This window comes from Martinezella lusitana (assembly GCF_014207095.1).
In the GTDB taxonomy this organism is placed as follows: Bacteria; Pseudomonadota; Alphaproteobacteria; order Rhizobiales; family Rhizobiaceae; genus Rhizobium; species Rhizobium lusitanum_B.
The window spans coordinates 1-15,449 of the sequence record NZ_JACHBG010000017.1; the positions used below are offsets into that span (position 1 = coordinate 1).

The following is a 15,449-nucleotide window of genomic DNA, read 5'->3' on the forward strand; positions in this document are numbered from 1 at the left end:
GGCGGTCACGCCTACTAACCTTCAAGGAGACTTCGCATGTGGTATTTCGCCTGGCTCCTCGGCCTCCCTCTCGCCGCCGCTTTCGCCGTCCTCAACGCCATGTGGTATGAGCTCATGGATGATCAGGCCAAGCAGAAGGCTGGCCGCAACCAAGGGAAATAAGCCCGGGGAGCTATCGCTCCCGGGAAAGCGGCAGGCCGGCTTCGACGGGCCTGCCGTCTTGGTTCAGAAATTTCGCTCAAGGGAGATCAATTCTCCATTCATTCCAATCAATCTTGCCGGCCGCCGCATTTGTTTGGGATGAGGCCGCCCGCTTGCCCGAGCGCATGCGGTGTTTTTCTATGACTTGAATGGCGCGCAACAATATACCATCAATGTCGGTCAGATCTCATTCCTGACGATCCCGACGCGGAGCATTGACATGAAGAACTGGCACCCCGATCTCAGCCGCTCCCCGAACCCGCGTTATATCGCCATCGCCGATCTGATCGAGATGGATTTGCGCAGTGGGGTTCTGGCCCCGGGCGATAGGTTGCCGCCGCAGCGGGAACTGGCCAAGCGCCTGAACATCGATTTCACGACGGTCGCGCGCGGCTATGTCGAGGCGCAGAAGCGCGGATTGGTCGGCTCGCATGTCGGCCGAGGAACCTTCGTGACTGGCGGCCAAACGCAAGAAGGTAAGAGTTTCGTCGCCGATATGGAGCCTGATCCGCGCCGGGTATCCGCGGTCGATTTTTCAATGAACCTGCCGCCCGATCCAACGGACCCCGACCTCATTGCCCGTATGCGTGACGGGATGTCGGCGGTGGCCGCGAATCTCGTTTCCTTGCTGCGCTATCAGGATTTCGGTGGTTCCGCCATGGATAAGGAGGCTGCCGCTGGCTGGCTTGGCCGTCGCGGCCTGATGCCGCCACTTGAGCGGATTTTCATCACACCGGGAGCGCATCCGACGTTGCTTGCGATTTTCGGCCTGATCGCAAAGCCAGGTGATGTGGTGCTTTCCGAAAATGTCACCTATGCGGGCATGCGTTCGATCGCTGCTCAACTGCGTCTCAATCTTGTCGGTCTGGCGATGGACGAGCGGGGCATTTTGCCGGACGCTTTTGCCGAGGCCTGTGAAAAGACGCGTCCGAAGGCGCTTTATCTCAATCCGACACTGCAAAATCCACTGACGTTGACCATTCCGGAGGGGCGTCGGCGGGAAATTGCCGCAGTTGCACGTCGATATCAGGTGCCCATCGTGGAGGACGATGCCTATGGATTTATCCCTTCGCATGGCCCGCAGCCGATAGCGGCGATAGCGCCGGATCTGACCTGGCATATTGGCGGCCTTGCCAAATGTATCGGAGCAGGCCTCCGTCTTGCCTATACTGTCGTGCCGGAGGGCAAGGCAGTCTGGCCTTTCGTCAGCGCCATGCGGACCGGTAATGTCATGGCATCGCCTATTACCATGGCGCTGGCGACGCGCTGGATTGAAGATGGCACGGCCGATGCTATCCTGCGTTTCATAAGGACAGAGGCTGCCGTGCGACAGTCGATGGTCGCGAGCGCATTTCCGGCCGGCAGCTATCAGGCCGATCCGATCAGCTTCAACATTTGGCTGCCGCTGACCGATGGCTGGACCCGATCTACCTTCTCCAACCATGTGCGCAATTCGGGCATTGGAGTCGTGGCAAGCGACGCCTTTACCGTCGAGGGCCCTGCGCCCGAGGCCGTCCGGGTTTGCCTCGGTGGTTCCATTGGTCGCGACAGGCTGAAAAGTGCTCTGGACTTCATGGCGCATGCGTTAGCAGGCTCACCGGAAATGGCCGCCTCCGTCTTCTAGGCACTACGACGCGCATTGCTATATTGCGTGCACAATGATCGCATTTTTGCATCGGCTATTTGGCCCTAACTTGCTGCGTCATTCTGGCGAATGGACTCGCATATTGCTTCTATTGTACCTATATTGAATGCAAGCAATATGACCATTGAATGCATTCTCGATGGTCTCTTTTGAAAGCGAGAGCGCCATGGATACCGAATATCCCCCATTAAGCCCGTTGCAGACCGGCCTACGCTGCCGTTGCCCGCGATGCGGGCAAGGCCGCATGTTCGATGGATTTTTGACTTTGCGCAAACAATGCGAAGCATGTGGCCTGGATTATTCCTTTGCCGACCCTGCCGATGGGCCGGCATTCTTCGTCATTTGCTTTGCCTGCATTCCGAGCGTGCTGCTCGGTGTGTGGCTCGAAGTCGCCTTTTCCGCGCCGATCTGGGTTCACTTCCTGGTGACTGGGCCGTTTATGCTGGCGACCTGCATTCCACCGTTGCGGCCGCTCAAAGGCTGGTTGGTTGCGAGCCAATATTTCTACAAGGCCGAGGAAGGCAAGCTCGTCCGCCTGCCGGAAACCGAGACGCTGCACTCGGCAAACTAATGCTGTGGGGGCATCTTTAATTGATGGTGGCAGCAGCAAGACGGATGATGGCACCACTCATGCCCTGTGGATGCGAGCCTTATGATCGAAGTTAGATTGGACGATGGTCTGAACAAAAAATGAAGCTGCCGAAGCGGCGGTTTCGAGGTGGTGCACCTCACAATAGATAGCCCCGAGTAATAGTCTGGAAATATTCAAAATGGTGGATTGGTTCCCTATAGTCTTCATCGTGTTCAAGGTTCTCGTGCTAGGCACGGGTATGTACTTCGCCATCAAGTGGCATCACGATCAGGCGAAGAAGAAATAATAAAACAGCGGACCGTCATAGACGGCACGCCGGCCGTAGGTCGTTGTCGGCCCTATACAGAACTCTTTGCGCTTAGCACCGGATATCAACGCTTCGGCATCGCGGTGCCTATCTCGCACTGCACATTCGACCAAATAGACCGCCATTCTTGTCAAAAAAGTATCGGCTAAGCGTATAAGGCGTAGTAGCGGCAGGTTGCCGCACGGCGTAGATTTGACCTCATGGAAGACGTTATGGCCTCTGGGAGGAGGCGCCGCAGTCCTGGTGGCGTGCGGACGGACGAAAGGAGGCTGGCTGATGAACCCTGATTTGGAAGTGGTCGCGATCGGCAGCGGCGAGTCCTTCAAGGCCTGGGAGCACGGCTATCCCTACCGTACGGTTCGTTGGCATTTTCATCCCGAGTACGAGATCCACCATGTTGTCGCGACCACGGGGCAATATTTCGTCGGCGACTTTATCGGTGAATTCGAGCCGGGCAATCTGGTCCTGACAGGCCCCAACCTGCCGCATAACTGGGTGAGTGATGTGCCGGCGGGCGTGACGCTTCCCCTGCGTTGCCGCGTTCTGCAATTCTCCGAATTTTTCCTGGCTGAGGCGAGCCGTGCATTTCCGGAGCTGTCTGCCTGCGCGCCCATGTTGGAAACGAGCCGCCGGGGCGCACTCTTCACGCCTGAAACCGCTGCTATCGTTGGTCCCATCCTTGGTGAGCTTGTCGAGGCGACAGGTATTCGCCGCATAGAACGCTTCATGAGTGTTCTCAATGCAATGAGCAATGCCCAGGGAACGCGTACGCTTGCGAGCGCCGGCTATCAGCCCGATCCGTCTGGTTTCATGTCGGCGGGCGTCAATCAGGCGCTGGCTTACATCAATACGCACCTGACGGAGCCCTTCAGTGAAGGAGATCTTGCCGAGTTGACCGGCCAGAGCGCGAGTGCCTTTTCCCGCAGCTTTCGCCGCCATACCGGCATGGCGCTGGTGCAATATGTCAACCGGCTGCGTATCAACTTCGCCTGTCATCTGTTGATGAGCAAGACGGAGATGACGATCACCGACATCTGCTTTGCGGCAGGCTTCAACAATATCTCGAACTTCAATCGGCGTTTTCTGGATCAGAAGGGCATGGCGCCCTCGCGCTTCAGATCGCTATTGGCACAGCACGCACGCGCGGTGGAGGCCGCCTAAAAAGGGAGGAACGGGAGGACTCAGCATTCAGGACAAGCGAACGGGCCGGCATCTCTGCCGCCTGAAGGAGAAGGCTTGTCCAAAATTTACCGCCGCGTCGATCAGGTCACCGGTCGCGGGCGAGCATCAAGCAAGAGCATCGCGTGCTGACCGCCGTGATGACTGAGGGAAACCACTACCATGTGGAACGGAGAAATTCCAATGAACCATTTCGCACTCAAAATCGCCGGCGCCGTCGCGCTTGCAATAGGTCTTATGACCGGCACATCTGCCTTCGCGCAATCCGCCAAGGTCACGGACGCGACCGTCGCCTTCCTGATGCCCGACCAGAGTTCCACGCGCTATGAAGAGCATGATTTCCCCGGCTTCCAGGCCGAGATGAAGAAGCTCTGCACCGGCTGCAAGGTCATCTATCAGAACGCCAATGGCGATGCCTCGCGCCAACAGCAGCAGTTCAATTCGGCGATCTCACAGGGCGCGAAAGCGATCGTGCTCGACCCCGTGGATTCGACGGCCGCCGCTTCGCTGGTCAAGCTGGCGCAAAGCCAGGGCGTGAAGGTCATCGCCTATGACCGCCCGATTCCGTCGGCCGCCGCAGACTACTATGTCTCCTTCAACAATGAAGAGATCGGGAAGATGATCGCCAAGTCGCTGGTCGATCACCTCAAAGCCAAGGGCGTAAAGGCAGGAGATGGCGGCCTTCTCGAAATCAACGGTTCGCCGACTGACGCAGCCGCCGGCCTGATCAAGAAGGGCATCCATGCCGGTCTCGCCGATGGCGGTTATCCGGTGCTTGCAGAGTTCGATACGCCGGAATGGGCGCCGCCGAAGGCGCAGCAATGGGCAAGCGGCCAGATCACCCGCTTCGGCAAGAAGATCCTCGGTGTCGTTGCCGCCAATGACGGCACGGGCGGCGCGGCTGTTGCGGCCTTCAAGGCTGCAGGCTTCGATCCGGTTCCGCCGGTGACGGGCAACGATGCCACGATCGCCGGCCTGCAGCTCATCATTTCCGGCGACCAGTACAACACCATCTCCAAGCCGAGCGAGATCGTGGCCGCCGCCGCCGCCAATGTCGCGATCGAATTGCTCTCCGGCTCGGCACCGAAGGCGGACACGAAGCTTTTTGATACGGCGACCAAGCTGTTCACGCCGGCTCTGGTCACCTCGGAAAATCTCAAGGCCGAAATCATCGAAAAGGCCGTCAACGGCAAGCCGATCCAGACGCCGGCACAGCTCTGCATGGATCGCTACGCCGATGGCTGCAAGAAGCTTGGTATCGGCAGCTGAGAGCTGCTTCCTCCCAGTCTCCGGTCGCTTCGGCGGCCGGAGACGAACGCAATCGATAGCATTTCAACCCGAGAAGGTGGCTGGTCATGAGTGACGCTTCCGATCATAGAACCCCATCTGGCGAGCTTGTGCTCAGCCTCAAAGGGGTCTCCAAGCACTTCGGCGCCGTCTCGGCACTGACGGATATCAACCTCGATGTACATGCCGGCGAAGTCGTGGCGCTCGTCGGTGACAATGGCGCGGGCAAATCGACGCTCGTCAAGGTTCTGGCCGGCGTCCACCAGCCGAGTTCAGGCACCATCACGTTTCGCGGCAAACAAGTGACGCTCAGCGATCCCGCTACCGCACTTGATCTCGGCATCGCCACCGTCTTTCAAGACCTGGCGCTTTGCGAGAACCTCGATGTCGTTGCGAACATCTTTCTCGGCCGCGAAATGAGCCCGTTGAAGCTCGATGAAACGGCGATGGAGGTTCGCGCCTGGACGCTGCTCAATGAGCTGGCGGCGCGTATCCCGAGCGTGCGTATCCCGATCGCTTCGCTTTCGGGCGGCCAGCGGCAGACGGTGGCGATCGCCCGCTCGCTGCTGCTCGAGCCGAAACTCATCATGCTCGACGAGCCGACCGCCGCCCTTGGCGTGGCACAGACAGCCGAGGTGTTGAACCTCATCGAGCGCGTCCGCGACAAGGGTCTCGGCGTCATCATGATCAGCCACAACATGGAGGATGTCCGCGCCGTCGCCGACCGCATCGTTGTCCTGCGCCTCGGCCGCAACAATGGTGTCTTTTATCCAGACACCTCGAACCAGGAACTCGTCAGCGCCATCACGGGTGCGGCGGAGAATTCCGTGTCGCGACGCGCCGTGCGCCGTCAGGCCCAACAGGAACAGAGGGAAGGGGGCCAGCGATGAGCCAGGACAGCAAGCAATCGGCCGTGCTGCTCGACCGCAGCGACATTCGGGTCAATCATGAAACCGGGCTCGTGGCCACCATTCGCTCGTCTATCGACAAGGTTCGTTCCGGTGATCTTGGCTCGCTGCCTGTCGTCGTCGGCCTTGTCATCATCTGGACGGTGTTCGGTACGCTGAACCCGACATTCCTCTCCAGCAATAATCTTGCGAACCTGCTGTTCGACGCCTCGACCGTCGGCATCATCTCGCTCGGCATCGTCTGCGTACTGATGGTCGGCGAGATCGACCTTTCCGTGGGGTCCATCAGCGGCTTCGCCTCGGCCATGGTCGGCATGCTCTGGGTAAACGAGGGCTGGCCGGTGGCCTTGGCGATCCTCGCGGCACTCGTCGTCGGGGGCGTGATCGGCGCCATTTATGCGGTGCTGTTCAACCGGCTGGGCATGCCGAGCTTCGTTGCTACGTTGGCCGGGCTTCTTGCCGTGCTCGGCATGCAGCTTTATCTGCTCGGCGCAACCGGCTCGATCAATCTGCCCTATGGCTCGGCCATCGTGAACTTCGGTCAGCTCCTCGTCATCCCCCGTCCGCTTGCCTATGTTTTCGCGCTCATTCCGGGTGCCGTCATGCTGGCGACCGGTTGGCGCGCGGTCCGGCGGCGCAAACAGGCAAACCTTTCAGCGCCTTCCGTCGGCGGTCTGTTGACGAAGGCGTTCGCCATCACCGTGGCTTTGGAATTCGTTGCCTTCTACCTCAACCAAGATCGCGGCATTCCCTGGATGTTCGCCTTATTCGTGGTGCTGGCCATCGTCATGGATTATGCGCTGACGCGCACGCAATGGGGCCGGTCGATGTCCGCCGTCGGCGGTAATCGTGAGGCTGCGCGCCGGGCCGGCATCAATGTGCGGCGGATCTATACCAGCGCCTTCGTGCTCTGCGCCATGTTCGCAGCCTTGGGTGGCGTGCTGGCGGCTGCGCGTCTGGCCTCGGCCAGCCAGCAGGCGGGCACCGGCGATGTCAATCTGAATGCCATTGCAGCAGCCGTCATCGGCGGCACCAGCCTTTTTGGCGGCCGAGGCAGTGCCTATTCGGCCCTGCTCGGCATCATCGTCATCCAGTCGATCGCGAGCGGCCTCACAATGCTCGATCTGTCGTCGGCGCTTCGCTACATGATCACAGGCGCAGTTCTTGCCATCGCCGTCATCGTCGACTCGCTCGCCCGTCGTTCCCGCGCCTCGCATGGGCGCGGCTGATTTCTTCAAGAAGGTAAGGATTGCTATGAGACAGGATTTTGCCGGCAAGGTCGCCGCCATCACCGGGGCTGCGTCTGGAATTGGCCTCGAATGCGCCAAATCACTATTGAACGAGGGCGCCAGCGTCGCCCTCGTTGACAGGGCGGAAGACAGCTTGGAAAGCCTTTGCGCCGAATTGGGGCCGAACGCTCATCCCGTCGTTGTCGATCTTCTGAAGCCCGAGAGCATGGCGACCATGATGCCGCAGATTCTCGACAAGTTCGGCAAACTCGACATCTTCCACGCCAATGCCGGCGCCTATATCGGCGGCGATGTGGCGGAAGGTGATCCTGATGCCTGGGACAGGATGCTGGATCTGAATATCAATGCTGCCTTCCGTTCGGTTCGCATGGTGCTGCCGCACATGATCGAGAGGAAGACTGGTGACATCATCATGACGAGCTCGATCGCCGGCCTGGTGCCAGTGGTCTGGGAGCCGATCTACACAGCCTCCAAGCATGCCGTTCAGGCGTTTACGCATACGGTACGACGTCAGGTCGCCAAGCACGGCATCCGCGTTGGCGCCGTGGCGCCGGGGCCGGTGGTGACGGCGCTCATCAGCGACTGGCCGCAGGCGAAGCTGGATGAAGCCATTGCCGCGGGCGGTCTCATGGAGGCGACGGAAGTGGCGGAAGCGGTGGTCTTCATGCTATCGAGGCCGCGTAACATCGTAATTCGGGATCTGGTGATCCTGCCCTTGAGTACGGATCTCTGATGACGGCACCTTATTTCATCGGCATCGATGTCGGCACCGGCAGCGCCCGGGCCGGTGTTTTCGATGCGCATGGCCATCTGTTAGCGGCCGCCAAGCGGCCGATCACCATCTGGCACGAGCCCGGCAGCATCGTCGAACAGTCGAGCGAGCAGATATGGAAGGCCGTCTGCGACAGCGTCAAAGAGGCTGTCGCGACGGCGAGAATTGCGGCAAATGAGGTTGCCGGCGTCGGCTTCGACGCGACTTGCTCGCTGGTCGCGGTCAAGGCGGATGGCAGCCCCGTAGCGGTGGGACCATCTGAAGACGCCGGCCGCAATATCATCGTCTGGATGGATCATCGTGCTGCGGGCGAGGCCGCGGAGATCAATGCCGGACATCATGCCGTGCTTCGTTACGTCGGTGGCCGCATTTCGCCCGAGATGGAAACGCCGAAGCTGCTGTGGCTGAAGCGAAACATGCCACAATCCTTCGCGGCGGCGGACCATTTCTTCGATCTCGCCGATTATTTGACCTGGCGTGCGACGGGTTCGTTGCAGAGGTCCGTGTGCACGGTGACATGCAAATGGACTTATCTGGCCCATGAGAAGCGTTGGGATGCCCAGTATTTCAAGGCTATCGGACTTGGCGAATTGGTTGACGAGGGCTTCGTGCGGATCGGCACTGAGATCGTCGAGCCGGGCGCCGCACTTGGTGAGGGCTTGAACGAAGCCGCCGCGTTGGATCTTGGCCTCACCACCGGTACGCCGGTCGGCGCATCCCTGATCGATGCTCATGCCGGCGGAGTCGGGACGCTCGGCGGGAAGGGATCGGACGGCAAGGTAGATGTTAAAAACAGGCTTGCCTACATCTTCGGGACGTCTGCCTGCTCGATGGCATCGAGCGAAGAGGCTGTGTTCGTCGATGGGGTCTGGGGTCCCTATTATTCGGCCATGGTGCCGGGTCTCTGGCTGACCGAAGGCGGCCAATCGGCAGCGGGGGCGGCGATCGATCATCTCGTCACCATGCATCCGGCAGCCGCGAAGGCTCGTCAGAAGGCCGAAGCAGAGGGTTTGTCGCTGGTTGCATGGCTCGACCGCCAAGCCATGAAGACAGGCGGAAGCGCATCCGACGCGGTGAAGCTTGCGCAATTGATCCAGGTGGTCCCGGAATTCCTTGGCAATCGGTCGCCTTATGCCGATCCGGATGCGCGCGCCGTTATCTCAGGCCTTGGGCTGGAAACCGGCATCGACGATCTGATCGGTCTTTATGTCGCCGGCCTCTGCGGTATCGGTTACGGCCTCAAGCAGCTGCTCGAAAAGTTGGCGCAGGATGGCATTGCCTGCGATCTGATCATCGCCAGTGGCGGTGCCGCCCAGAGTGGCCTCGTGCGACAGCTTCTCGCGGATACGACCGGTCGGCCGGTCGCGGTCGCCGATACGGAAGAACCTGTTCTTCTCGGTGCTGCCATGCTTGGCGCCACGGCTGGCGGGCGTTGCGGCTCGCTTGTGGAAGCCATGGCCGCCATGTCGCGGCTGGCAAAGAGGTTCGAGCCGGCGGATGGTGCTATCAAGGGGCTGCATGAACGGCGCTATGAAGCCTTCGAGCTGCTGCAATCGGCGGATCGCAGCATCCGCGCGCTGATGGCCTCGTAAGCTCTGCTGCAAATTCTGCTCAACCGCGGTGGCGCAATGCGTCCAGCACCACGGCAAAAGCCGAGGACGGTTGGCGGCGGCTCGGGTAATAGAGATGGTAGCCCGCCCACGGCGGGCACCAGTCTTCCAGCACCCGAATGAGGCGGCCGCTTTCGATAAGCGACTGAACCAGATCGTACGGAGCATAGGCCAGCCCGTAGCCATCGACCGCTGCGGCCAGAACCTGGCGAACGCCGTTAAATGTCATCTGGCCATCAACGCGTACCCGCAATTCTTCGCTGCCCTTTTCGAATTCCCAGACATAATTGCCGCCATGTGTGGGAAGGCGCAGATTGATGCATCGATGAGCCGCGAGGTCTTGGGGTATCTGGGGCTTGCTGCGTCCCTCGAAATAGGAGGGAGAGCCGACGACGGCAAACGCCTGATCGGGCGCAATGCGGACCGCGATCATGCCGTTTGCCACAGTCTGGCCCAAACGAACGCCGGCGTCGAACCGTTCCGCTACAATATCGGTCAAGCCGCAATCGTTGATGATCTCGACATGGATGTCGGGATAATCCTTCAGCACGCCGGCAAGCTTAGGCCATATGTAGGTATCGACGGCATAATCGACTGCCGTGATCCTGATCGTACCGGCGGGTTTTTCGCGCAGCTCGGTAACGGCAATGAGTTCAGCCTCGATTTCCTGGAAGCGCGGCGTCAGCGATTGCAGCAGACGCTCACCTGCCGGCGTCGGGCTGACGCTGCGCGTCGTACGCGTCAGCAATCGGATGCCCATTCGCTCCTCGAGTTGCCGCACCGTGTGGCTGAGCGCCGATTGCGAAACGCCGAGCTGCGCCGCCGCGCGCGTAAAGCTCCGCTCTCTGGCAACCGCAAGGAAAAATAGCAGATCGTTGACGTTTTCACGCAGCATCTATGAGTAGTCCTCATATATTGGGTGCTGCTTTTACCATGAAGTAGATGGTTGTTATAGCGCGCGAACGCGCAACGGCTTGTTTCTGGCCCATCGAGGTGAGTTTTATGCATTATAGAGGTCGATATTTGAGGAGTAGAATTTATCGACATGACTCATAAGTTTATGCGACGCTACCACCCTATTGTTCCGTTTAAGATGTATTAGATTAGCGCCAATCGGTCGCGCCATCGCATCCCTTGTCAAGGAAGGACATGATCATGAACATCAACAGGAACGGTACGCAATCTTCGGGAAAGGGGCCTTCTGACTGGTTCACCGGCACTGTGCGCATCGACCCGCTATTTGCCGCCAATGAAGCACGCCGCGCCGCGGCAGGCAGCGTCACTTTCGAACCGGGCGCCCGCACTGCCTGGCACACCCATCCGCGCGGCCAGACGCTGATCGTCACGGCGGGGTTCGGGCGCGTCCAGCGAGAAGGCGGTCCGATCGAGGAAATCCGGCCGGGAGACATTGTCTGGTTCGAGCCTGGTGAAAGGCACTGGCATGGCGCCTCGCCAACGACGGCCATGACCCATATCGCGATCCAAGAACACCTCGACGGCAAGGTGGTGGATTGGATGGAGCACGTGACTGACGATCAGTATCAGGGAAAATAAAGCCCTACGGCTGCAGTAGGCTCGACATCGGACGAAACGCTTCCCTGACCATTTCCGCAAGCTCGCGGATTGCCGGGCTCGAATGGTAGGGGTTGCGGCGCAGCACAACGCGGGAAGCATCGACCGGGGGGAAGCCGTCCTCGATCGTCAGCTCCCTGCAGCCGTGCGGGATATTGCTGCGCGATAGGGTCGAAACGGCAAGGCCTGCGAGAACCGCACTTTTCAAGCCTGAACCGGTATCTGCGATGAAGGCGACACGATAGCGCAATCCCGCCTGCTCCAGCGAACGCAAGGCGAAATCCCGGCACCAGGTCGAGTTCCGGTAGACGGCGATGGGCAGCGGGCTTGCTTCGTGCAGGCGGTGAACCAGGGAGGTGACCCAAACCGTAGGATCGACGCAGAGAATTTCACCCGTGTTCTGGTTGCTCCAATCGAAGACGACGGCAAGGTCGAGTTCGTCTCGCTCCAGGGCTTCGAGGTTGCGTGAGGTGTAATCACAGGAAACCGTCACCTCGACCGCCGGATGCCTGATGGCGAAGGCCGCCAGTGCTGCCGGTAGTATGGTCTGGCTGTATTCCTCGGGAATGCCGATCCGTACCGGCCCATCAAGCGGCTTGGTGCGGATCGTTGCCGCGGCCTCGTTCAGAAGCTCGATGACCCGCTGCGCGTAGGGAAGCAGCTGATTTCCCGCCCGGGTCAGAACCGCTCCTCTCGCATTCCTCTCAAAGAGCGTTTCGCCAACGGTCTCCTCAAGCCGGCGGATCTGCGCGCTGACAGCCGACTGCGTGCGCCCGATACGCTGCGCGGCAAGGGAAAAGTTGCACGTCTCGCTGATGACGAGAAACGTCCGAAGCAGGTCGCTTTCGATGGGTTCGCGCATGAACGGGCCACAAATATTTCTGATAGCTACTATCTCTACTATTCGTTTGCCTGATGTCAAATATCGGCGCACACACGTGACATTCAGTCACCATTTCATCTTGAGTCCCCTAAAATGACCTTTCAGTTCCCAGCCCGCTCCGCTTTCGCCAGCGACTACGAGAGGGGCGTCATCCTCGTGGTCATGGCAACGCTGGCGTGGAGCTGCAGCGGCATCTACGCGCGCCTTCTGACCACGGATATTTGGACGGCGATCGCCTGGCGGTCGCTGCTTGGCGGCGTGTTCCTGATCGTCCCGAGCTTCTTCCTCGAGGGCGGGTTCTCTCGGCGCCAATGGAGCTCGATCTTTCATCCCGCCGGTATTGCGATGATCGTCTGCCAGGCGCTCAGCCAGGCCTGCTTCATCGGTGCGCTCTACATGACCACGGTCGCGAACGTGACGATGATCTATGCGACGGCGCCCTTCATCGCAGCCCTTCTGAGCTGGGTGCTGCTGAGGGAGCGTGTGGCCAAGCGAACCTTGGTTGCCGGGGCAGTCTGCCTCATCGGTGTCGCTGTCATCGTGGCATCCTCGATCGGGGGCGGTACGGGTATCGGCGATCTTCTGGCGCTCGGGATGACGGTGACTTTCGCCTTCATCATCGTCATTCCTCGCATGGACCGCAGCGTGCCGATCCTTCCGTCGAGCATCGTCAGCGGCTTCCTTACCTTTGTCGTTTTTGCGCCGATGGCTTCGACCGCTTCACTCGATACCTACAACTGGCTCTTGCTTGCCGCATTCGGGGCAACGAATTTTGCGCTGGCTTTCGTGCTGTTCCTGTTCGGGTCGCGACGCATGCCTGCCGCTGACGCGGCGCTCATAGGCTCGATGGAGATCGTGCTGACGCCGTTCTGGGTGTGGCTCTTCTTCTCGGAGAGGCCGCCGGCCGCTACCTTTATCGGCGGTGCCATCATCTTTGCGACGATCGTCTGGCATACGGCGGCCGACCTGCGTCATAGTCGCCGCGCGCGTGCGCCGATGTAGAAGCCTATAGCCATCGGCTCCGGTCTCGGCAAAGATAGCATCTCGGTTCGCGGTTTTTTGGGAGGAAATGGAAACCACATGGCGTCTAACGATCCTTTGCTCCAGCCCTATCAGCTTAAGCATCTCACGCTGAAGAACCGCATCATGTCGACAGCGCATGAGCCGGCCTATTCCGAAGATGGCATGCCGACGGATCGTTACAGGCTTTATCATCGCGAGAAAGCAAAGGGCGGCATCGCGCTGACCATGACGGCCGGATCCGCCGTCGTCTCACCGGACTCGCCGCCGGCTTTCGGCAATCTTCATGCCTATAAGGACGAGATCGTGCCGTGGCTGAAGCGGCTCGCCGACGACTGTCACGAGTTCGGCGCCGCCGTAATGATCCAGCTTACCCATCTCGGCCGCCGCACGGGCTGGAACAAAGGTGACTGGTTGCCCGTGCTAGCGCCATCGCCGCTACGCGAGCCCGCGCATAGGGCCTTCCCCAAGACGATAGAAGACTGGGATATCGAGCGGATTGTCGGTGACTTTGCCGCGGCCGCCCAGCGCATGCAGGATGCGGGCCTCGACGGCATCGAGCTCGAAGCCTATGGTCATCTGACCGATGGCTTCTGGTCGCCGGCGACAAACAGGCGCGAGGACGAGTTTGGCGGCTCGCTCGAAAACCGCATGCGCTTCTCGATGATGGTGACTGACGCGATCCGCAAGGCGGTCGGTCAGGATTTCATCGTCGGTATCCGGCTCGTCGCCGATGAAGATTGGGAAAAAGGGCTTTCGAAAGAGGAAGGTATCGAGATCGCCCGGCGTCTGGCCGCTTCCGGAAACATCGATTTCCTCAACATCATCCGCGGTCATATCGACAGCGATGCAGCGCTCAACAAGGTCATCCCGATACAAGGAATGCCATCGGCGCCGCATCTGGATTTTGCCGGCGAGGTGAGGGCTGCGACCAAGTTTCCAGTCTTCCATGCCGCGCGTATCGGCGACGTCGCCACCGCACGGCATGCGATCGCCGAAGGCAAGCTCGATATGGTGGGCATGACGCGCGCGCACATTGCCGATCCCCATATCGTCAACAAGATCATGTTGGGGCAGGAGGCGCACATCCGCCCTTGCGTTGGTGCCACCTACTGTCTCGACCGCATCTACGAGGGCGGCGAAGCGCTCTGTATCCATAATGCGGCAACCGGCCGTGAGGCGGACATGCCGCACGAAATCGAGCGGGCGCCGGTATCCCGAAAGGCCGTCGTCATCGGTGCCGGCCCCGCGGGGCTGGAGGCAGCGCGCGTGCTTGCGGAGCGTGGTCACACCGTCAATTTGCTCGAAGCAAGCGGCAAGGCGGGCGGACAGGTGAATCTGCTTGCGCGCAATCCCCGCCGCAAGGAATTGGTCGGGATCGTCGATTGGCGGCTTTCGGAGCTGGAGCGTCTCGGCGTTGAGATCCACTACGATGTTTACGCCGGTGCGGATGACGTCCTGGCATTCGAGCCCGATATTGTCGTCGTGGCGACCGGTGGTATCGCGCAATCCCCTGAACTCGATGGCGGCGACAATCTGGTTACGTCTTCCTGGGATATTCTGGCGGGAGCCGTAAAGCCAGAGGGGCAAGTTCTGCTCTACGACGACAATGGCGGGCATCCGGGCATGTCGGCAGCCGAAGTCATTGCCAATAGCGGCGCCGAGCTGGAGCTGGTTTCGCCGGAGCGCTTCTTTGCGCCGGAAATGGGCGGCATGAATCACGTGCCCTATGCCAAGGCATTCGCCGAAAAGGATGTCCGGGTTACCATCAATACGCGCCTGAAATCGGTGCGCCGCGACGGCAATGCGCTGATTGCAGTGCTAGGGTCCGATTTCTCTGAGCAGACGCAATGGGAACGCCGGGTTTCCCAGGTCGTGGTCGAACACGGTACGATAGCCAATGACGAGCTTTACCTTGAGCTGAAGCCGCTTTCACGCAATCTTGGGGCCGTTGACTATCCGGCATTGATAGCGCGGCGACCACCTTTGCCGGAGAAGAATGGGCAGGGCACCTTCGATCTGATCCGCATCGGCGACGCCGTTTCAAGCCGCAATATTCATGCTGCCATCTACGAGGCGCTGCGCTATTGCTCGCTCTTGTGAGAACGCATCTGTGGGGGAGCTTTGCGTCTGATGATGACGAAAGGGGTGTGGTATTTCGATATCACGCAGATGACCGGGCGGCGCGAGGGAAGATGTAGATTTTTGAAAAAATCATGTGAT

14 protein-coding genes are annotated in these 15,449 nt (G+C 60.0%); 12 read left to right on the forward strand and 2 right to left on the reverse strand.

Annotation, left to right across the window (positions count from 1 at the left end; genetic code table 11):
• Nucleotides 1-36 precede the first annotated feature (36 nt).
• From cydX to GGD46_RS25040, 9 genes are all read left to right on the forward strand, one after another.
• Nucleotides 37-162, forward strand: coding sequence for a cytochrome bd-I oxidase subunit CydX (gene cydX / locus GGD46_RS25000; RefSeq protein ID WP_184709074.1), 126 nt, complete (start codon nucleotides 37-39; stop codon nucleotides 160-162).
• A gap of 259 nt (nucleotides 163-421) precedes the next feature.
• Nucleotides 422-1,825: a PLP-dependent aminotransferase family protein gene (locus GGD46_RS25005; RefSeq protein WP_184709076.1), complete on the forward strand. Its 1,404-nt coding sequence runs from the start codon at nucleotides 422-424 to the stop codon at nucleotides 1,823-1,825.
• A gap of 187 nt (nucleotides 1,826-2,012) precedes the next feature.
• Nucleotides 2,013-2,417 (forward strand): DUF983 domain-containing protein, encoded by a 405-nt coding sequence (locus GGD46_RS25010; RefSeq protein WP_184709078.1) that lies wholly within the window; start codon nucleotides 2,013-2,015, stop codon nucleotides 2,415-2,417.
• A gap of 604 nt (nucleotides 2,418-3,021) precedes the next feature.
• The gene (locus tag GGD46_RS25015) at nucleotides 3,022-3,906 is read left to right on the forward strand and encodes an AraC family transcriptional regulator (RefSeq protein ID WP_184709080.1); all 885 of its coding nucleotides are present in this window, start codon (nucleotides 3,022-3,024) and stop codon (nucleotides 3,904-3,906) included.
• A 201-nt stretch (nucleotides 3,907-4,107) separates the two neighbouring features.
• Complete coding sequence (locus tag GGD46_RS25020; RefSeq protein WP_184709082.1) at nucleotides 4,108-5,193, forward strand: sugar ABC transporter substrate-binding protein; 1,086 nt, start codon at nucleotides 4,108-4,110, stop codon at nucleotides 5,191-5,193.
• Nucleotides 5,194-5,279: 86 nt separating this feature from the next.
• Nucleotides 5,280-6,101, forward strand: a complete 822-nt coding sequence (locus GGD46_RS25025; protein ID WP_184709084.1) for an ATP-binding cassette domain-containing protein — start codon at nucleotides 5,280-5,282, stop codon at nucleotides 6,099-6,101.
• Nucleotides 6,098-7,348, forward strand: coding sequence for a sugar ABC transporter permease (locus GGD46_RS25030; RefSeq protein ID WP_184709086.1), 1,251 nt, complete (start codon nucleotides 6,098-6,100; stop codon nucleotides 7,346-7,348). Before GGD46_RS25025 ends, GGD46_RS25030 begins: the two co-directional genes overlap by 4 nt.
• Nucleotides 7,349-7,373: 25 nt before the next feature.
• Nucleotides 7,374-8,102, forward strand: a complete 729-nt coding sequence (locus tag GGD46_RS25035) for an SDR family oxidoreductase (protein ID WP_184709088.1) — start codon at nucleotides 7,374-7,376, stop codon at nucleotides 8,100-8,102.
• A complete protein-coding gene (locus GGD46_RS25040) occupies nucleotides 8,102-9,733 on the forward strand; it encodes an FGGY-family carbohydrate kinase (protein ID WP_184709090.1) in 1,632 nt (543 codons plus the stop codon). The genes GGD46_RS25035 and GGD46_RS25040 overlap by 1 nt, the downstream gene beginning before the upstream one ends.
• A gap of 19 nt (nucleotides 9,734-9,752) precedes the next feature.
• Here GGD46_RS25040 and GGD46_RS25045 read toward each other — a convergent pair whose 3' ends face one another.
• On the reverse strand, nucleotides 9,753-10,646 hold the full coding sequence (locus tag GGD46_RS25045; RefSeq protein ID WP_184709092.1) for a LysR family transcriptional regulator: 894 nt from the start codon (nucleotides 10,644-10,646) through the stop codon (nucleotides 9,753-9,755).
• Nucleotides 10,647-10,906: 260 nt separating this feature from the next.
• On the opposite strand from GGD46_RS25045, the gene GGD46_RS25050 reads away from it, so the two are divergent.
• Nucleotides 10,907-11,305, forward strand: coding sequence for a cupin domain-containing protein (locus GGD46_RS25050; protein ID WP_184709094.1), 399 nt, complete (start codon nucleotides 10,907-10,909; stop codon nucleotides 11,303-11,305).
• A 4-nt stretch (nucleotides 11,306-11,309) separates the two neighbouring features.
• On the opposite strand, the gene GGD46_RS25055 is transcribed toward GGD46_RS25050, so the two are convergent.
• Entirely contained in the window at nucleotides 11,310-12,185 is an 876-nt protein-coding gene (locus GGD46_RS25055; protein ID WP_184709096.1) for a LysR substrate-binding domain-containing protein, read from the reverse strand.
• A 114-nt stretch (nucleotides 12,186-12,299) separates the two neighbouring features.
• On the opposite strand from GGD46_RS25055, the gene GGD46_RS25060 reads away from it, so the two are divergent.
• A complete protein-coding gene (locus GGD46_RS25060) occupies nucleotides 12,300-13,208 on the forward strand; it encodes a DMT family transporter (protein WP_184709098.1) in 909 nt (302 codons plus the stop codon).
• Nucleotides 13,209-13,286: 78 nt separating this feature from the next.
• Nucleotides 13,287-15,329, forward strand: coding sequence for an NADH:flavin oxidoreductase (locus GGD46_RS25065; RefSeq protein WP_184709100.1), 2,043 nt, complete (start codon nucleotides 13,287-13,289; stop codon nucleotides 15,327-15,329).
• Nucleotides 15,330-15,449 lie beyond the last annotated feature (120 nt).

Excerpts from the sequence above, each read along its gene's own strand:
- cydX (WP_184709074.1), top strand. The coding sequence starts at position 37 with ATGTGGTATTTCGCCTGGCTCCTCGGCCTCCCTCTCGCCGCCGCTTTC.
- GGD46_RS25005 (WP_184709076.1), top strand. The coding sequence starts at position 422 with ATGAAGAACTGGCACCCCGATCTCAGCCGCTCCCCGAACCCGCGTTAT.
- GGD46_RS25010 (WP_184709078.1), top strand. The coding sequence starts at position 2,013 with ATGGATACCGAATATCCCCCATTAAGCCCGTTGCAGACCGGCCTACGC.
- GGD46_RS25015 (WP_184709080.1), top strand. The coding sequence starts at position 3,022 with ATGAACCCTGATTTGGAAGTGGTCGCGATCGGCAGCGGCGAGTCCTTC.
- GGD46_RS25020 (WP_184709082.1), top strand. The coding sequence starts at position 4,108 with ATGAACCATTTCGCACTCAAAATCGCCGGCGCCGTCGCGCTTGCAATA.
- GGD46_RS25025 (WP_184709084.1), top strand. The coding sequence starts at position 5,280 with ATGAGTGACGCTTCCGATCATAGAACCCCATCTGGCGAGCTTGTGCTC.
- GGD46_RS25030 (WP_184709086.1), top strand. The coding sequence starts at position 6,098 with ATGAGCCAGGACAGCAAGCAATCGGCCGTGCTGCTCGACCGCAGCGAC.
- GGD46_RS25035 (WP_184709088.1), top strand. The coding sequence starts at position 7,374 with ATGAGACAGGATTTTGCCGGCAAGGTCGCCGCCATCACCGGGGCTGCG.
- GGD46_RS25040 (WP_184709090.1), top strand. The coding sequence starts at position 8,102 with ATGACGGCACCTTATTTCATCGGCATCGATGTCGGCACCGGCAGCGCC.
- GGD46_RS25045 (WP_184709092.1), bottom strand. The coding sequence starts at position 10,646 with ATGCTGCGTGAAAACGTCAACGATCTGCTATTTTTCCTTGCGGTTGCC.
- GGD46_RS25050 (WP_184709094.1), top strand. The coding sequence starts at position 10,907 with ATGAACATCAACAGGAACGGTACGCAATCTTCGGGAAAGGGGCCTTCT.
- GGD46_RS25055 (WP_184709096.1), bottom strand. The coding sequence starts at position 12,185 with ATGCGCGAACCCATCGAAAGCGACCTGCTTCGGACGTTTCTCGTCATC.
- GGD46_RS25060 (WP_184709098.1), top strand. The coding sequence starts at position 12,300 with ATGACCTTTCAGTTCCCAGCCCGCTCCGCTTTCGCCAGCGACTACGAG.
- GGD46_RS25065 (WP_184709100.1), top strand. The coding sequence starts at position 13,287 with ATGGCGTCTAACGATCCTTTGCTCCAGCCCTATCAGCTTAAGCATCTC.